This is a genomic window from Alsobacter sp. R-9 (assembly GCF_054612375.1).
In genome coordinates this window covers 71,365-87,129 of sequence record NZ_JBTSWJ010000016.1, presented here as the reverse complement: position 1 = coordinate 87,129, position 15,765 = coordinate 71,365, and the positions used below count along the sequence as shown (strand labels likewise).

The 15,765-nt window shown below is 69.3% G+C and carries 14 protein-coding genes; 8 read left to right on the top strand and 6 right to left on the bottom strand.

All coding sequences use genetic code 11. The features are described 5' to 3' along the window. Window positions 1-150 precede the first annotated feature (150 nt). From ACX9GQ_RS21685 to ACX9GQ_RS21675, 3 genes are read left to right on the top strand one after another with little or no spacing between them, the layout of a single operon-like run. Window positions 151-624: a RidA family protein gene (locus ACX9GQ_RS21685; protein ID WP_459631683.1), complete on the top strand. Its 474-nt coding sequence runs from the start codon at window positions 151-153 to the stop codon at window positions 622-624. Next, window positions 621-1,580, top strand: a complete 960-nt coding sequence (locus tag ACX9GQ_RS21680; RefSeq protein ID WP_459631682.1) for an SIS domain-containing protein — start codon at window positions 621-623, stop codon at window positions 1,578-1,580. Before ACX9GQ_RS21685 ends, ACX9GQ_RS21680 begins: the two co-directional genes overlap by 4 nt. Window positions 1,581-1,591: 11 nt before the next feature. Next, window positions 1,592-3,064, top strand: coding sequence for a M81 family metallopeptidase (locus ACX9GQ_RS21675; RefSeq protein ID WP_459631681.1), 1,473 nt, complete (start codon window positions 1,592-1,594; stop codon window positions 3,062-3,064). A 33-nt stretch (window positions 3,065-3,097) separates the two neighbouring features. On the opposite strand, the gene ACX9GQ_RS21670 is transcribed toward ACX9GQ_RS21675, so the two are convergent. From ACX9GQ_RS21670 to ACX9GQ_RS21645, 6 genes are all read right to left on the bottom strand, one after another. Then, window positions 3,098-4,297, bottom strand: a complete 1,200-nt coding sequence (locus tag ACX9GQ_RS21670; protein WP_459631680.1) for a mandelate racemase/muconate lactonizing enzyme family protein — start codon at window positions 4,295-4,297, stop codon at window positions 3,098-3,100. 139 nt (window positions 4,298-4,436) lie between these two features. Next, a complete protein-coding gene (locus ACX9GQ_RS21665; protein WP_459631679.1) occupies window positions 4,437-5,063 on the bottom strand; it encodes a ferric reductase-like transmembrane domain-containing protein in 627 nt (208 codons plus the stop codon). 4 nt (window positions 5,064-5,067) lie between these two features. Next, a complete protein-coding gene (locus ACX9GQ_RS21660) occupies window positions 5,068-5,568 on the bottom strand; it encodes a peptidase associated/transthyretin-like domain-containing protein (RefSeq protein WP_459631678.1) in 501 nt (166 codons plus the stop codon). 347 nt (window positions 5,569-5,915) lie between these two features. Continuing rightward, window positions 5,916-6,920 (bottom strand): Lnb N-terminal periplasmic domain-containing protein, encoded by a 1,005-nt coding sequence (locus ACX9GQ_RS21655; protein ID WP_459631704.1) that lies wholly within the window; start codon window positions 6,918-6,920, stop codon window positions 5,916-5,918. 137 nt (window positions 6,921-7,057) lie between these two features. Next, window positions 7,058-7,807: a UTRA domain-containing protein gene (locus ACX9GQ_RS21650; protein WP_459631677.1), complete on the bottom strand. Its 750-nt coding sequence runs from the start codon at window positions 7,805-7,807 to the stop codon at window positions 7,058-7,060. A 14-nt stretch (window positions 7,808-7,821) separates the two neighbouring features. Beyond that, the gene (locus ACX9GQ_RS21645; RefSeq protein WP_459631676.1) at window positions 7,822-9,207 is read right to left on the bottom strand and encodes a formimidoylglutamate deiminase; all 1,386 of its coding nucleotides are present in this window, start codon (window positions 9,205-9,207) and stop codon (window positions 7,822-7,824) included. 95 nt (window positions 9,208-9,302) lie between these two features. Between ACX9GQ_RS21645 and hutI the strand changes: the two genes are divergently transcribed. The 5 genes from hutI to hutH all read left to right on the top strand — a co-directional run bounded on the left by hutI (window position 9,303) and on the right by hutH (window position 15,335). Further along, the gene (gene hutI / locus ACX9GQ_RS21640; RefSeq protein WP_459631703.1) at window positions 9,303-10,514 is read left to right on the top strand and encodes an imidazolonepropionase; all 1,212 of its coding nucleotides are present in this window, start codon (window positions 9,303-9,305) and stop codon (window positions 10,512-10,514) included. Then, window positions 10,511-11,347 carry an N-formylglutamate deformylase gene (gene hutG, locus ACX9GQ_RS21635; RefSeq protein WP_459631675.1) on the top strand — a complete coding sequence of 279 codons (837 nt, stop codon included), beginning with the start codon at window positions 10,511-10,513 and terminating at the stop codon, window positions 11,345-11,347. Before hutI ends, hutG begins: the two co-directional genes overlap by 4 nt. Then, window positions 11,344-13,011 carry a urocanate hydratase gene (gene hutU, locus ACX9GQ_RS21630; protein WP_459631674.1) on the top strand — a complete coding sequence of 556 codons (1,668 nt, stop codon included), beginning with the start codon at window positions 11,344-11,346 and terminating at the stop codon, window positions 13,009-13,011. Before hutG ends, hutU begins: the two co-directional genes overlap by 4 nt. A 77-nt stretch (window positions 13,012-13,088) precedes the next feature. Next, complete coding sequence (locus ACX9GQ_RS21625; RefSeq protein WP_459631673.1) at window positions 13,089-13,715, top strand: HutD/Ves family protein; 627 nt, start codon at window positions 13,089-13,091, stop codon at window positions 13,713-13,715. A gap of 81 nt (window positions 13,716-13,796) precedes the next feature. Beyond that, entirely contained in the window at window positions 13,797-15,335 is a 1,539-nt protein-coding gene (gene hutH / locus ACX9GQ_RS21620; RefSeq protein ID WP_459631672.1) for a histidine ammonia-lyase, read from the top strand. Window positions 15,336-15,765: the final 430 nt, after the last annotated feature.

The window sequence follows — 15,765 nt, the reverse complement described above, 5'->3', positions numbered from 1 at the left end:
CGTGTTGCGCGAGACGGGAAGCGGATGTAGATTAATTACAAGGCAAGGGGTGTCAATCGGAGCCTGCCGACGATCCTCAACAACGCCGAGCGTCGTTCCGGGCTGCGCATGCCGGGCCCAGGGTTTCTGCAGAAAGGCTTCGGTGGCCCGATGTCGATGGAAGCGCGTCTCCGAGAGCGTGGCCTCACGCTACCGACTCCTAAACTGGAATCAAAGCCTTACACTCCGACACGGCGGCTCGGCCCGATGTTGTTCGTGTCCGGTCAGCTTTGCGTGGGACCCGACGGCGTCATCGCCGAGCGGCACCGCGGAAAAATAGGAAGCAAAGTTACGCCAAGCGATGGCCGCGACGCCGCGCAGCTCTGCCTGTTGCAGGTTCTTGCACAGGCACGCGCGGCTCTGGGCGGGCTTGACCGGGTGCGGGGCTGCATCCGGCTGGGCGGTTTCGTGAACGCCGATCCGGATGTCACCGACCTGGCGGCCGTGATGAACGGCGCGTCGGACCTGATCGTCGAACTGCTCGGCGAAAGCGGCCGTCATGCCCGCACGACGGTCGGCGTGGCGACGCTCCCGCTGGGCGCCTGCGTGGAGGTGGAAGCCCTGTTCGAGGTTGACGGTCCTTGACGGTCGCGTCCTCCCAACCAACCGCATCCGCGAGCGAGAACGCGACCCCTCTGGGGCACGCGCACCATGGAGGGCGCTTCCTCGACCTCCTGGCGGCGAAGCGGGCCCACCTCTCGCCCTCCTTGCGGAAGGTTGCCGACTTCGTGCTCGACCATCCCGACGTCGTCATCCGCACGTCGATCTCCACGCTCGCGCAGACGGTTGGTGTGAGCCAGCCGACCGTGCTGCGACTCGTACGGGCGTTGGGATTGAGCGGCTATCCCGAGCTGAAGCTGCTGACAGGCCAGAGCATCGTCTCCGGCACGCCGTACGTTCACAGCGAAGTGCGTCCGGACGATCCCCTCCCCGAGATCATCGACAAGATCTTCGAATCGAGCATCTACGTCCTTCAGGCCGTGCATCGGTCGATCGACCCCGAGGCCGTGGGGCGGACGGTCGAGGTGCTGCGGACAGCCCGGCGGATCGAGTGCTACGGGACGGGCGCAGCCTCGATCCTCGCCATGGAGGCCCATCACAAGCTGATGCGCCTCGGCATCCCGGTGGTTGCGTATGGCGACACTCATCTCCAGCGGATGGCTGCGGCGACCCTGGGGCCGGGCGCGGTGGCGCTCTGCTTCTCCCATACGGGAGAGGTCCGCGACACCGTCGCCATGGCGCAGACGGCTCGCGCGGTCGGCGCGACCGTCGTCGCGATCACGCGGCCGCGGACCACGCTGGCCGCTGCTGCCGATATCGTGCTCGCCGTCGACGCCGAAGAGAACACCGAGATCTACGCTCCGATGACGTCGCGGGTGGCGCATGCCGTCCTCATCGATGTGCTCGCGACGGCACTGGCACTGAGCTTCGGCGAGCCGATGCTGGCGCGGCTGCGCGAGGTCAAGGACGGCCTGGCCGACCTCAGGCTGCCGCCGCGGCCCGGCGACGAGCCGGCGCCGAAGCGCCGCCCCCGATCCTGAGGCCATCCCCCATGAGAATCTTCGTGGCGTCGCTGGCGACCGAGACGAACACGTTCTCACCCATTCCCGTCGATCGTCATGCGTTCGAGGACGCGTTCTACGCCCCGCCGGGACAACACCCCGACACCCCGACACTGTGCTCGGCGCCCTTCATCGCGGCAAGGCGCCGGGCACGGGCGGAGGGGCTGGATCTCGTCGAGGGGACCGCCGCCTGGGCCGAGCCCGCAGGGCTGGTCTCGCGCGCCGCCTATGAGAGCCTGCGCGACGAGATCCTCGCCCAGCTGGCGACCTGTGCGCCGGCAGACATCGCGTTGTTCGGCCTCCACGGAGCGATGGTCGCGGACGGTTACGATGACTGCGAGGGAGACCTCCTGACGCGCGCCCGGGCCATCCTGGGGCCGCGCGCGGTGATCGGCGTCGAGCTCGATCCCCACTGCCACCTGACGCGGGCGATGGTCGATGCGTCCACGATCATCGTCACGTTCAAGGAGGTTCCGCACACGGACTTCCTGGAGCGCGCCGAAGACCTCGTGGACCTGAGCCTGCGCGCCGCGCGCGGGGAGGTTCGGCCGGTCATGGCCGTCGTCGACTGCCGTGCCATCGCCAACTTCATCACCAGTCGCGAGCCTGGACGCTCGCTGGTGGACCGCGTGAAGGCCCTCGAAGGGCACGACGGCGTCCTGTCCCTCTCGATCGTGCACGGCTTTCCGGCCGCCGACGTCGCCGATGTGGGTACCAAGGTTCTTGCGGTCACCGACGGTGATCACGCGCAGGGTGCGATACTGGCGCGCGGGATCGCGGACAGTGTTCTGGCCTTCGGAGCGAACCGGCTTCCGCCCATGCCGTCGCCCCCGGAGGCCGTCGCACAGGCCCTGTCCCTGGGGACCGGCCCGGTGGTCCTTGCGGACAGGTGGGACAATCCGGGTGGCGGCGTCGCCGGCGACAGCACGTTCCTCCTGCACGAATTGCTGAAGCACCCGGACATTTCCTCCGCGGCAGGCGCGCTGTGGGACCCCGTCGCCGTCGCCTTCTGCCGCGCGGCAGGCGTGGGCGCCACGTTCGATCTCCGGATCGGCGGAAAGGTGGCTCCTTCCTCCGGACCGCCCGTGGACGCGCGCGTCGAGGTCATGGCCGTTTCGAACGACCTCGTCGTGCCGTTCCAGGAGAGCTTCGTCTCCCTCGGCGCCGCCGCGGCGGTCCGCATCGGCGGTCTGAAGGTGGTTCTATCGAGCAAGCGCGCGCAGACGTTCCACCCGGCCGTCTTCGAGAACCTCGGCATTCAACTCGCGCACTGCAGGATCGTCGTCGTGAAGTCGGCCAGCCACTTCCACGCTGCATTTGCGCCGATCGCCCGAGCGATCATCTACGTCAATTGCGGCGGACCTTATCCACCCGATCCAGCCGTGATCCCCTACACGAAGATCCGCCGCCCGATTTCGCCGCTTGACGCCGACGCAACGCCGGAGGTCTGGCCAAGTCTCTGATCGCAAGACGACCGCGGCGATCCGGCCTCCCGCTTAGTCGAAGAAGTCGGCGTCTCCCTCGGAGAGGTACTTCCTGGCTTCTGCGGCGATCAGGTTGACGCCGAGGCCCGGGCGGTCCGGGACATCAATCATTCCGTTCCTCACCGGCATGCCGTCGAACCCTTCCGTGATGTTGTACCAGAACGGTTCGAAGCGGGCCGGATATTCGAAGGCGATGAGGTTGTCGGGGAGGGTCGCGCAGACCTGGATGAGCGAGGCGAGGCCGAAGATGCCGTTCGCCGTGCCGTGGGGAGCCATGGCGATGCCGTGCAGGTCGGCGTACTCGGCGATCCACTTCAGTTCGGCGATGCCGCCGACGTCGCAGGGGTCCGGCCCGATGACGTCGACCGCACGGGTCTCGATGAGGGCCCGGTAGTTCTGGCGCAGATAGATCTGCTCGCCGGTGTGGATGGGCGTGGTCGTGTGCGGCGTCACCGCGCGATATTCCTCCGCCCCCACGAAGGGCACGTAGTCGCCGGCGATCATGTCCTCGATCCAGAGCAGGTGGAGATCCTCCACCGCCTTCGCGAAACGCAGCGCGTCGTGCGTGAGGAATCCGGGACCTGCGTCGACGGCGAGCCCGTGCTTCGTGCCCAGCGCGTGCTTTGCCGCGCGAACGCACGCGACGAGATGATTGAAACCGTCCTCGGTGATCAGCCCCTTGTGCGGATAGGGGAACGGCGCGTCGTGCTGGACGGCCCCGTAGTGAAAGTCCGGAATGTCGCGAACCATCGACGAGTGGAACGACGTCGGCAGCTTGAACATGCTGAACCCGCCGTCGAGCGCCATGCCGTACTCGGCCCATCGCCGGTAGTCGTCCGGCGTGTGACCCACGCCCGCCTCATGGTGGTAGAGCGTGCGATAGGTTCGCACCTGGTCGCGCACCTTGCCGCCGAGAAGGCGGTAGACGGGGAGATTGGCGGCCTTCCCGGCGATGTCCCAAAGGGCGATCTCGATGGCGCTCACCGCCGCGCCCCATGGCTTGAAGCCCCCTCGGACGCGGATCCGCTTCATCACCCGCTCGACGTTCACGGGATCCTGGCCGACGAGCCAGGACTTGAGCTGCAGCACGACAGGCTGGAGATACGGCTTGGGCGTCTCGATCTGGCTCCAGCCCGTGATGCCTTCATCCGTCGTGATCCGGATCACGGGGCTGCTGGCGATGATGGCGCACTTGATGTCCGTGATCTTCAACGTCACCTCCCGGATGCAGGACCTTCCGTATCGGGGTTCCGGTCAACCGAGGCGTGCGGTGCCGTGAGCGAAACCCGTCGCCTTTTCTTTTATCCGAAGCCCTTGCGGGTCGCGTGAGGAAACGACGCGGTCGACACGCTCAGCTGCGTTCGACGGACGGCCTGCCGCGGGTGAGCATGGACCAGGCGCGCAGTTGCATGACCACGGATGCGGTGGCCAGCAGCACAAGGCCGCAGAAAGCCGCCTTGGACAGCGGCTCCATCGTTCCCTCGACCAGCAGGGCGTGGACCACGGTCCCGACCACGATGACGATGGCGAGGACAGTGTGCCCTACACGCCAGACTTTCGGAGACATGCGCAGGCGGGTCCTCACGGCCGCCAGCGCGGCCGCGGCGAACACGGCCCACATGGCGACGACGCCCCAGGGAGAGAACGGCGTCGGCGACCGGAACAGCAGGGCATCGATCACATCCGGGGCGCTCGTCAGCCACAACCCGATGACATGGCCCACGACGAGAACCACCAGCGCGGCACCCAGCCAGCGATGCACCCGGCGTCCGCGCCGGGACTGCAGGCCGGGCATGTGCCCACCGACCAGCAGGGGTTGCGCGAGCAGCAGAGCGAGCGCACCGATGCCGGCGAAACCCGACGCAATGTAGACGCCATCGCGCCAGGCCATCAGCGGGCTCATCGCCGCCAGCGCGATCGGCACCAGCACCGCGACCGCGAATGCGGCCCAGATCAGGGAGCTCCGTCGTGCCGCCAAGCTGTCAGACCGGTTGCAGGACGAAGTCAGCGCTGAGGCTCTTGTCACGCGGGCTCGCCATGACCGGCCGCAGGAAGACCGTCTGGAAGCCGTCGCCCTCATAGGCGAGATGGCCGTGCGCCTGGCCGAAGGCCGGGATGATCTGCGGCATCTCCAGCCGGAACGTGCCGTCCGGCCCGGTGAGCGTCGCCCCGTGGCTGTGGGGCTGGTCCTCGCGCCCCTCGGTGGTATGGGCCCAGATCTGGATGCGCACGCCCGCGAGCGGGGCGCCATCGCCCGCACGCCGCACCGTGCCGCTCATCCAGAACCCGCCGCCGCCGATCCGGCTCACGATCGGGGCGCCGGGGATGTAGTTGTTCGCGCCGCCGCGCATGGTGGGCGTGGGCGCAAGGCCCTGGGCGCGCGCCGGCAGGATCAGGCCCGGGGCTCCCGTGAACAGCGCAGCGCCCGCCAGGGCAGCGCCGGTGGCGAGGACGGAACGACGGGTCAAGACTTCCTGGGTCACCGCAATCTCTCCAGTCTCGTGTCGTCCTCGACGCCGCTGCGGAGGCGCCCATGTGCTTCCCGTGCGGCGAGGACTGCGACCTCTCTCTGCTGTCCGGATAATGTGGAACGGGTCTGCCGCCTTCAAGGGAGCGTTGCGGGCGGGGCATCGTCCCTCCGGTTTCGACCGCCCCACGGGAAGACGATTTTCATTATCAGAAACAATGATCTAGCGCTGTGACGGGTGATCCTTGCCTGGCGGACTTCGCTTCTTCACATCGTCGCGGGCGACAGATTGCAGGCGAGGCGGCACGCCTTTAGGTCCTGGCGCTCCCCGACGACCGTCGCGGACGCTGCCGGTCGGACGGCTCAGGACCGCGGCGAGGGAACGCCCGCGCGGATGAGGGTGGAGAATTCGGGCGAAGCATCGGCGGCCGTGGCTCTCGCATTGATACGGCCGCGCTCCGTGAGCTGAGCCAGAGGAAGGTCGGTGACGACCGCCCCGTTCTCGTAGAGGTAGTCCGGCAGATAGCCATTCACGATCAGGCGCCAGTCGAAGGGGATCTGGCGGCCGGCAGCCCGCATGAGCCGGACGACCGTCGTGGTGCAGTTGGTTGTGATCGAGTTGTAGAAGGCGGGCCGGACCGCCAGGGCGTTGGCGTCGTCGACGTACTCCATGAGGACCGCCCTCGCGACGTCCGGGCGTGTCGCGAGCCGGTACAGTCGAACGTCCTCGCCCCGCACGTTCGAGCGCACGCGCACGACGTCGCGCTCGTCTGCCGCCAGGATGACGAGCGGATTGCTCTTGAAGAGATCCGCCACGGGCGAGAACTCGCCGCCCTGCCGGCGACGAACCTCGATCGACCAGGCGAGGGGCGGCCCGTCCTCGAACCCGAAGCTCATGATCACGTGGGCCATCTGCGGCCCGGCCCAGTAGGACAGGAACACGTCGAGCGTCCGCAGCTTCGACAGGTCGTAGGAGCGCGTTTCCCACCTCTGATCGAACGAGTCGTCGGTACGCCAGTCGAAGTTGCGGACGTCCCTCAGCGTGAGGATGTTGCCGTCGACTGTCCCGGTCGTCTGGCGCGCCACGTCCGGCGCCCAGTTCGCCTGGGCTGGAGGCGTGATGGTTGTCCACCATGCCAGCGTGGCGAACGTGGCCAGCACGAAGGGCGCGACGGCCAGCAGGGGGCGGCGCCGGGCCAGCGAGAGGACAGCGATGACACCCAGCAGAGCGTAGAGTGCCGCAACGGCGAGGCGCAGCGAGTCGGGAGCCGGCAGCCGGAACCACAGCGCCAGCGCGCCCCAGGTCCCGAGAAGAACCGCGATCGCGATCAGCGCCGCCCGGACCAATCCCTGCAGCCCTCGCCGCATCGCCTGCATTCCCTGTCTCGCCCCGAGGCGGTTTACCCGGGCGCCGGCATGACCTTCGCCGGTGAGGACGGACATTATTCGGACGCAGCCATCAGGACCAGCCGTTGCCCGGGTGACGGTTCCCCGGACAGCGCCCGTCAGAGCCGGCCATAGGGCCCGAAGCGGCCCACGAAACGATGACGCCTCCCGGGGTAGATGAGGCGGACGGTCGTTACGGGTTGATCGTGGTTCCAGGTGCGCCGTTCGACCAGCAGGCAGGGCTCGCCAGGCGCAACTCCCAGTGCGGCAGCCTCCTCCCCGTTGGCTCCGATGGCGCTGATCGCGTGTTCGGCCCTGGACCAGGGGCAGTGCCGCAGCAGCCAGTCGCCGGGCGGAAGTGCCGCGAACATCTCCTTGTCCGCATCCGGCGCCTCCTTCAGGAAGATCACGCGGTCCTCGAGGACGTGGGGCGCGCCGCTCGCTCGATGCAGCGTGGTCAGGTGGAGGACCTGCTCCGAGCCTTTCAGGGAGAAGCGGGCGGCGAGTTCGGGCGCCGGCTTGCCGACGGTTCGCGAGAGGATGGCGTAGGAGTACTGCCGGCCAGCCGCGGTGACCTCGGCGGGGATCGACGGAATGTCGAGGATCGCATGGCTGTCGGGCGGGTTTGCCACGACGGTGCCGGAGCGGCGGCGGCGGACGATGAGTCCTTCGCGCGCGAGTTGCACCAATGCCCGGTGAACCGTCATGCGCGAGGCACCGAGCCGTTCCATCAGGGCATGCTCGGACGGCACGCTGGTTCCCGGCGGCCATTCCCCGCCGACCACGAGGTCGCGGATGGCGCGATGAATCTGGGCGTAGACGGGTCCGACGCCGTCGAGCGTCACCCTGTCGAGCGCGTTCTGGCTCATGGGAGCAGCCCCCGCTAGCCGAGCAGGCGCGCCATCACGCGGGCGAAGCGTTGGCGCACGCGCTCGCGCTGCGGATGAAGCCCCTCGGCCACGACGACGCGCCCGCCCACGAGGACCTCGCGTACCGGCAGTGCGTTGGCCGCGAACACGGCGCTGTCCAGTGCCTCGGCTCCCCGCTTCCCGACGATCGCGGGATGATCCTCGTCCAGGGTCACGATGTCGGCTCGGCAGCCGACGGCGATGCGGCCGATGGCCCGGCCGCAGGCCTGCGCTCCGCCCTCGCAGGCCGCCTGCCAGAGCGAGACTCCCGTCGACGCATCCTCACGGGCGAAGAGTGCCCGGCGCCGGTCGCGCAGGCGCTGTGAGTATTCCAGTTGCCGCAACTCGGCCCCGGCATCGATCTGGATGTTGGAATCGCTGCCGACCCCGAGCCGGCCGCCGGCGCGCACATAGCGGACGCCGTCGAAGATGCCGTCCCCGAGGCTGGCCTCCGTGATCGGGCAGAGCCCAGCGACCGCGCCGCTACGGGCGATCGCGTCGCGTTCGACATCGTCGAGGTGTGTGGCATGGACGAGGCACCAGCGGCGATCGACGTCCACCGACACCAGCAGCAGGTCCACCGGGCGGCGCCCCGTGACCGCCAGGCTGTCTTCGACCTCGCGCATCTGCTCCGCGACATGGATGTGGACCGGATCGTTGGGCCGCAGCGCAGCCAGCCACGCGAGGTCGTCGAGCGCAACCGCCCGCAGCGAGTGCGGGGCGACCCCGAGCCTCGCGTCGGGAAGCGAGCGGATGGCGTCCTGGCTCGCCTCCAGCAGACGAAGGTAGCCGTCGCGGCCGTTGACGAAGCGGCGCTGCCCGACGACGGGCGCGGCGCCGCCGAAATTGCCGAAGCGGTAGAGCACCGGGAGCAGCGTCAGGCCGAGGCCCGTCTCCCCCGCCGCGGCGGCGATGGCCTGCCCCATCTGCGCGGGGTTGGCGTAGGGCCGGCCGTCGCGGTCGTGGTGGAGGTAGTGGAACTCGGCCAGCGCGGTGAAGCCGCCCTCCAGCATCTCGACGAAGGCCTGAGCCGCGAGGGCCTGCACGTCGTCGGGATCGAGCCGGTCGAGGAAACGGTACATCACCTCCCGCCACGTCCAGAACGAATCCTCGGCCGCGCCTCGGCGTTCCGCGAGGCCGGCCATGCCGCGCTGGAACGCGTGGCTGTGCAGGTTCGGCATGCCCGGAACCGCGACACCCCCGTACCGGCGGTCCGCGGCGTCGGGCGCGACGTCCCGCTCCACGGTCGCGATCACCCCGTCGGCCACGGCGAGGCGGACGTTGCGCGCAAAGCCGTCGGGCAGGAGCGCTTCGGCAAGGTGGAGGCTTTCGGTCACGACGATGGTCCCGCGTTCGTTCATGGACATTCTAGGGGTTGCTATTTGCATATGCAATTGGATATCGTGTCCCCGACAACGCGAGGGAGGACGGCGTGGCATCTTCGGCAGGAGACCCGATGCGCACCTGCGACACGGTGTGGACGCGCGCCCGCCTTGCGACGATGACCGCGGGCGCGGCTTCCCCCTATGGCAGCATCGAGGACGGGCTCATTGCCGCGAAGGACGGCCGGATCGTCTATGCCGGCCCGCGCGCAGAAGCGCCGCGCCTCGACGCCGCTCAGACCGTCGACTGCGAGGGGCGCTGGATCACGCCGGGCCTCATCGACTGCCACACCCATCTCGTTCACGGCGGAGACCGGGCACACGAGTTCGAGCTGCGGCTCGGCGGCGCCACCTACGAGGAGATCGCCAGGGCAGGCGGTGGCATCCTCTCGACCGTCCGCGCCACGCGCGCCGCGAGCGAGGCCGAACTCCTCGCCAGCGCCGAACGGCGCCTGGCCGCGCTCGTCGCGGAGGGCGTGACGACGGTCGAGATCAAGTCCGGCTACGGGCTCGACATCGAGACGGAGTGCCGGCAGTTGCGCGTGGCGCGGCGCCTCGGCCGGGAGCGGCCTGTCACGGTGCGCACCACGTTCCTCGGCGCCCATGCCGTGCCGCCCGAGTACAAGGATCGCTCCGCCGCCTACGCGGCGCTCGTCGCCGGCCCCATGCTCGACGCCGTCGCGGCCGCGGGCCTTGCCGACGCGGTGGACGCGTTCTGCGAGACGATCGCCTTTTCGATCGAGGAGACCCGGTCCGTGCTGGCCGCCGCACAGGCCAAGGGCCTTCCGGTCAAGCTCCACGCCGAGCAACTGTCGAACATGGGCGGGGCCCGGCTCGCGGCCGACATGGGCGCCCTCTCGGCCGATCACCTGGAATACCTCGACGAGGACGGAGCCCGCGCCATGGCGAAGGCCGGCACCGTCGCGGTGCTGCTGCCCGGCGCGTTCTACGTCCTTCGCGAGACGCAAAAGCCGCCCGTCGACCTCCTGCGGCGGCATGGTGTCGACATGGCGCTGGCTACCGACGCCAATCCCGGCTCCTCGCCGCTGACGTCGCCGCTGCTCGTCATGAACATGGCCTGCACGCTGTTCCGCATGACACCCGAGGAGGCCCTGGCCGGCCTGACGCGTAACGCGGCGAAGGCGCTCGGCCTCGGCGCGGACACCGGCACGCTGGAGGCCGGCAAGCGCTGCGACCTCGCCATCTGGGATATCGAGCGTCCTGCGGAACTGGCCTACCGGATGGGCTTCAACCCCCTTCACCAGCGGATCTGGAGCGGCCGATGAACCACGCGTCCGCAGCCTCGGTGCCGACCGCCGCGGTCGTAACCGTCCACCGGGGAGTCTCGCCCCTGATCCTCTCGATGCCCCACCCCGGCACGGCGGTGCCGCCGGAGGTCGCGACTGCGCTCAACGAGCGGGGTCGCCTCCTCGAGGACACCGACTGGCACATGCGGACGCTCTACGCCTTCGCCGACCGGTTCGACCCGACGATCGTGGAGGCGGGGCTGTCGCGCTACGTGATCGACCTGAACCGCGATCCGGACGGCGTCTCGCTCTATCCGGGACAGGCTACCACCGAACTCGTGCCGACGACGACGTTCGACGGCACGCCCATCTGGAGCGACGCGCCCCACGCGGCTGAGATCGAGCGTCGGAAGGCGCTGTACTTCCGGCCCTACCACGCTGCCCTGTCCGCAGAGATCGCGCGCGTCACGGCGCTGCACGGCCACTGCGTCCTGTGGGACTGCCACTCGATCAAGTCGGTGATCCCGAGGCTCTTCGACGGCACGCTGCCGACCCTCAACCTCGGCACCAACGGCGGGACGAGCTGCGTCCCCGCGGTCCAGGACTCCGCGACCGCGGCGATGCGCGCCCACCCCTTCACGCAGGTGGTGAACGGCCGCTTCAAGGGCGGCTGGATCACCCGCCACTACGGCCGGCCCGAGACCCATGTGCACGCGCTGCAGATGGAGATCGCGCTGTCGGCCTATCTGGAGGCGGAAGCCGCCCCGTGGCGCTTCGACGCGCCCAAGGCATCGCGCCTCCAGGACGCCCTCTCGGACATCATCGCCGCGGCCCTCGCCGCCGCCCATCGACTGCAGGAGATCCGTTCATGACCCGCCTCGACGTCACCCGCACCATCCGTGCCGCGACGGGCACCACGCTCACGGCCAGGAACTGGCTGACCGAGGCACCGCTGCGGATGCTGATGAACAACCTCGATCCGGACGTGGCCGAGAACCCGCACGAACTCGTCGTCTACGGCGGGATCGGCCGCGCGGCGCGCTCCTGGGAGGACTTCGACCGGATCGTCGCGGCGCTGCGGGAGCTGAACGAGGACGAGACGCTGCTCGTGCAGTCGGGCAGGCCGGTCGGCGTCTTCCGCACGCACCGGGACGCGCCCCGCGTGCTCATCGCCAACTCCAACCTCGTGCCGCACTGGGCGACGTGGGATCACTTCAACGAGCTCGACCGCAAGGGGCTCGCGATGTACGGGCAGATGACGGCGGGCTCGTGGATCTACATCGGCACGCAGGGCATCGTACAGGGCACCTACGAGACCTTCGTGGAGGCCGGGCGCCAGCACTATGGCGGCAACCTGCGCGGCAAGTGGGTGCTCACCGGCGGGCTCGGCGGCATGGGCGGCGCGCAGCCGCTGGCGGCCGTGATGGCGGGCGCCTCCTGCCTCGCCGTCGAATGCAACCCGGAGTCGATCGAGTTCAGGCTGCGGACGCGCTACCTCGACGAGAAGGCCGAGACGCTCGACGAGGCGCTGGCGATGATCGATCGCTGGACGAAGGCGGGCGAGGCCAAGTCGGTGGGGCTGCTCGGCAACTGCGCCGACGTTCTGCCGGAGATGGTCCGCCGCGGCATTCGTCCCGACATGGTCACCGACCAGACCTCGGCGCACGACCCGGTCAACGGGTACCTGCCGAAGGGGTGGACGCTGGGCGAATGGCGGCAGCGGCGCGACAGCGACCCCAAGGCGGTGGAGCGGGCGGCGCGGGCCTCCATGCGCGAGCATGTGGAGGCGATGATCGCCTTCCAGGACATTGGCATCCCCACCTTCGACTACGGCAACAACATCCGGCAGGTGGCCAAGGAGGAAGGGCTCGCCAACGCCTTCGCCTTCCCGGGTTTCGTGCCGGCCTACATCCGCCCGCTGTTCTGCCGCGGCATAGGGCCGTTCCGCTGGGCTGCGCTCTCCGGCGATCCCGAGGACATCTACCGCACCGACGCCAAGGTGAAGGAGCTGCTGCCTGACAACCAGCACCTGCACAACTGGCTCGACATGGCGCGCGAGCGGATCGCCTTCCAGGGGCTGCCTGCCCGCATCTGCTGGGTCGGGCTCGGCGACCGGCACCGCCTCGGCCTCGCCTTCAACGAGATGGTGCGCAAGGGCGAACTCAAGGCGCCCGTCGTGATCGGCCGCGACCACCTCGACTCCGGCTCCGTCGCCTCGCCCAACCGCGAAACCGAGGCCATGAAGGACGGGTCCGACGCGGTGTCCGACTGGCCGCTCCTCAACGCACTCCTGAACACCGCCTCCGGTGCCACCTGGGTCTCGCTGCATCACGGCGGCGGGGTGGGCATGGGCTTCTCGCAGCACTCCGGCGTCGTCATCTGCGCCGACGGCACGGACGAGGCCGCGGCCCGGCTGTCGCGCGTCCTGTGGAACGACCCGGCGACCGGCGTCATGCGCCATGCCGACGCCGGCTACGAGATCGCCCGAGACGTCGCGCGGGAGAAGGGCCTGAACCTGCCCGGCATCCTGGGATGAGCGTGCGGGGGACCGGACTCCATCGCAATCGATCCGCTCCCTCCACCCTTCGACAGCACGGTTTCAAGGACGACGTCATGCGCGTGATCCGCTCGAGCGATGGCAGGCCGATGCCGTGGAAGAACGGCGGCGGCGTGACGACCGAAATCGTGGTCAGCCCCGAGGGCGCCTCCCTCGAAGGCTTCGACTGGCGGGTCTCGACGGCCCACGTCGGCCGCGACGGCCCCTTTTCCACCTTCGCGGGCGTCGATCGAACGCTGTCCGTCCTCGGCGGGAACGGCATCCGCCTTCTGTTCGGCGACGGTGAAGCGGTCGCGCTCACCTCCTCGTCTGATCCATTCACGTTCGCCGCCGACAGGCCGGTGGATGCGGTCCTGCTCGACGCCCCCATCGACGACCTGAACGTCATGACGCGGCGCGGCGTGTGGTTCCACACCGTCGAGCGCCTGTCGGGGCCCGGCGAGCGCCGGTCGGCCGTCCAGGACGGCCTCCTCGTCCTCATCGCCCACGGCGGCGCCTGCTCCGTCACGAGCGAGGCGGGCACGGCCCGGCTCGCCGCGGGAGACAGCGCGGTCCTTGACGGACCGACGAGCGCCGCGGTGACGGTGGAGCGCGCGGCGATCGTCCACGTGGTCCGTCTCGAGCCGTCGCGCAGCCCGCGCTCCGCAGGCGGGCGGATCGCCCTGCCCCCTTCGCAAGAGTAGCCACCGGACGGCCCACGCGGGGGCTCGTCGCGTCCCCGCCCATCCGTCGCTTTCTCCTCTCCCCAACGCCGTCAGGACACCATGACCCTCACATTGGCCCCTGGTTCCGTCTCCATCGAGACCCTCGCCGAGATCTACTGGCAGGGGACGCCGGCCGTCCTCGACCCGGCGGCCCATGCCTCCATCCGACACGGCGCCGAGCGGATCGCCGCGATCGCGAGGGGAGAGGAGCCGGTCTACGGCATCAACACGGGCTTCGGGAAGCTCGCCTCGATCAAGATCGCTCCCGATGACGTGGCGACGCTGCAACGGAACCTCATCCTGTCGCACTGCTGCGGCGTCGGTGCGCCGCTGCCCGAGGCCATCGTCCGCCTGATCATGTCGCTCAAGCTGATCTCGCTCGGGCGCGGCGCCTCCGGCGTACGGATCGAGGTGGTCCAGCTGATCGAGGCCATGCTGGCGCGCGGGGTCATCCCGGTCATCCCCGAGAAAGGCTCGGTAGGCGCCTCCGGCGACCTCGCGCCGCTCGCCCACTTCGCGGCGGTCATGATGGGCGAGGGCGAGGCCTTCGTCGCCGGTGCCCGGCTGAACGGCAGCGAGGCCCTGCGTCGCGCGGGATTGCACCCCCTGACGTTCGCCGCCAAGGAGGGGCTCGCTCTCATCAACGGCACGCAGGTGTCGACCGCGCTCGCCCTGGCGGGACTGTTCAGGGCGCATCGCGCTCTCCAGTCCGCCATCGTGACCGGCGCCCTCTCGACCGATGCCGCAATGGGGTCCTCAGCTCCGTTCCATGCCGAGATCCACACGCTGCGCGGGCACATGGGGCAGATCGACACGGCCGCGGCGCTGCGGCGTCTCCTGGAAGGCTCGGCGATCCGGGAGAGCCACCTGGCGGGTGACGAACGCGTGCAGGACCCCTACTGCATCCGGTGCCAGCCGCAGGTCGTGGGCGCATGCCTCGACCTCCTGCGGAGCACGGCGCAAACGCTCGCGACCGAAGCCAATGCCGTCACAGATAATCCCCTTGTCATGTCAGACGGGAGCGTGGTGTCGGGGGGCAACTTCCACGCCGAGCCCGTGGCCTTCGCCGCGGACCAGATCGCGCTCGCGATCTGCGAGGTGGGCGCGTTGGCGCAACGGCGCATCGCCCTTCTCGTGGACCCGGCGTTGTCCTTCGGTCTGCCTCCGTTCCTCACGCGAAAGCCGGGGCTCAACTCCGGGTACATGATCGCGGAGGTCACCTCGGCGGCGTTGATGAGCGAGAACAAGCAGATGGCGCACCCGGCCTCCGTGGACTCGACGCCGACCTCGGCAAACCAGGAAGACCACGTCTCAATGGCGTGCCACGGCGCCAGGCGCCTGCTGCAGATGACCGACAATCTGTTCGGGATCATCGGCATCGAGGCCCTGGTGGCCACGCAGGGCATAGATTGCCGCGCGCCCCTCGCGACCGGTCACGAACTGGAACAGGTGCGGGCCAAGGTCCGGGCATCCGTTCCCGCGCTCGACGACGACCGTTACCTGGCCCCCGACATCGCCGCGTCGGTGGCGCTGGTGTCCAGCGGCGCCATCGCTGCCTCGGTCACATCCGGTGTCCTCCCGGGTCTGAAACCGCAGTGACCGCGTGCGCGGGTCTCGGTATGCCGTCAGTGGGAAGGGCCATTCGCAACATCACCATCGATCCGCCTCAATCGGCACCGTGATGCCGGTCGGGCGAAGGCGGAAGGCGGACCTCGCCAAGGTGACGCGGCAGGTCCGCGCGATCATCGAGGCCATCAAGGGGGGGGGCATCCGCACGCCGGTCATGAAGGAGGAGTTGCTGGAGCTGGAGGACCTCAAGGCGGCGCTGGAGAAAACCTGTCGGTGCCACTGGCAATCTCCCCGGCGCTCCATGCGGCGATGGCCGAGGTCTAGCGGGAGCGGGTCGAGCGGTTGCACGCGGAACTGAGCCGGCCGAACGTCCGCGCGCAGGCGACGGAGATCCTGCGCTCTTTGAACCGGCTGTTGCGCATTGTCCGTCTCCTGTCGACGGATCCTAGCTTCTGAGCGG

What these genes read in the sequence shown, in the direction of transcription:
- ACX9GQ_RS21645 (WP_459631676.1), bottom strand. Translation starts at nt 9,207, where the DNA reads ATGAACGAACGCGGGACCATCGTCGTGACCGAAAGCCTCCACCTTGCC.
- ACX9GQ_RS21650 (WP_459631677.1), bottom strand. Translation starts at nt 7,807, where the DNA reads ATGAGCCAGAACGCGCTCGACAGGGTGACGCTCGACGGCGTCGGACCC.
- ACX9GQ_RS21685 (WP_459631683.1), top strand. Translation starts at nt 151, where the DNA reads ATGTCGATGGAAGCGCGTCTCCGAGAGCGTGGCCTCACGCTACCGACT.
- hutH (WP_459631672.1), top strand. Translation starts at nt 13,797, where the DNA reads ATGACCCTCACATTGGCCCCTGGTTCCGTCTCCATCGAGACCCTCGCC.
- hutG (WP_459631675.1), top strand. Translation starts at nt 10,511, where the DNA reads ATGAACCACGCGTCCGCAGCCTCGGTGCCGACCGCCGCGGTCGTAACC.
- hutU (WP_459631674.1), top strand. Translation starts at nt 11,344, where the DNA reads ATGACCCGCCTCGACGTCACCCGCACCATCCGTGCCGCGACGGGCACC.
- hutI (WP_459631703.1), top strand. Translation starts at nt 9,303, where the DNA reads ATGCGCACCTGCGACACGGTGTGGACGCGCGCCCGCCTTGCGACGATG.
- ACX9GQ_RS21625 (WP_459631673.1), top strand. Translation starts at nt 13,089, where the DNA reads ATGCGCGTGATCCGCTCGAGCGATGGCAGGCCGATGCCGTGGAAGAAC.
- ACX9GQ_RS21655 (WP_459631704.1), bottom strand. Translation starts at nt 6,920, where the DNA reads ATGCGGCGAGGGCTGCAGGGATTGGTCCGGGCGGCGCTGATCGCGATC.
- ACX9GQ_RS21675 (WP_459631681.1), top strand. Translation starts at nt 1,592, where the DNA reads ATGAGAATCTTCGTGGCGTCGCTGGCGACCGAGACGAACACGTTCTCA.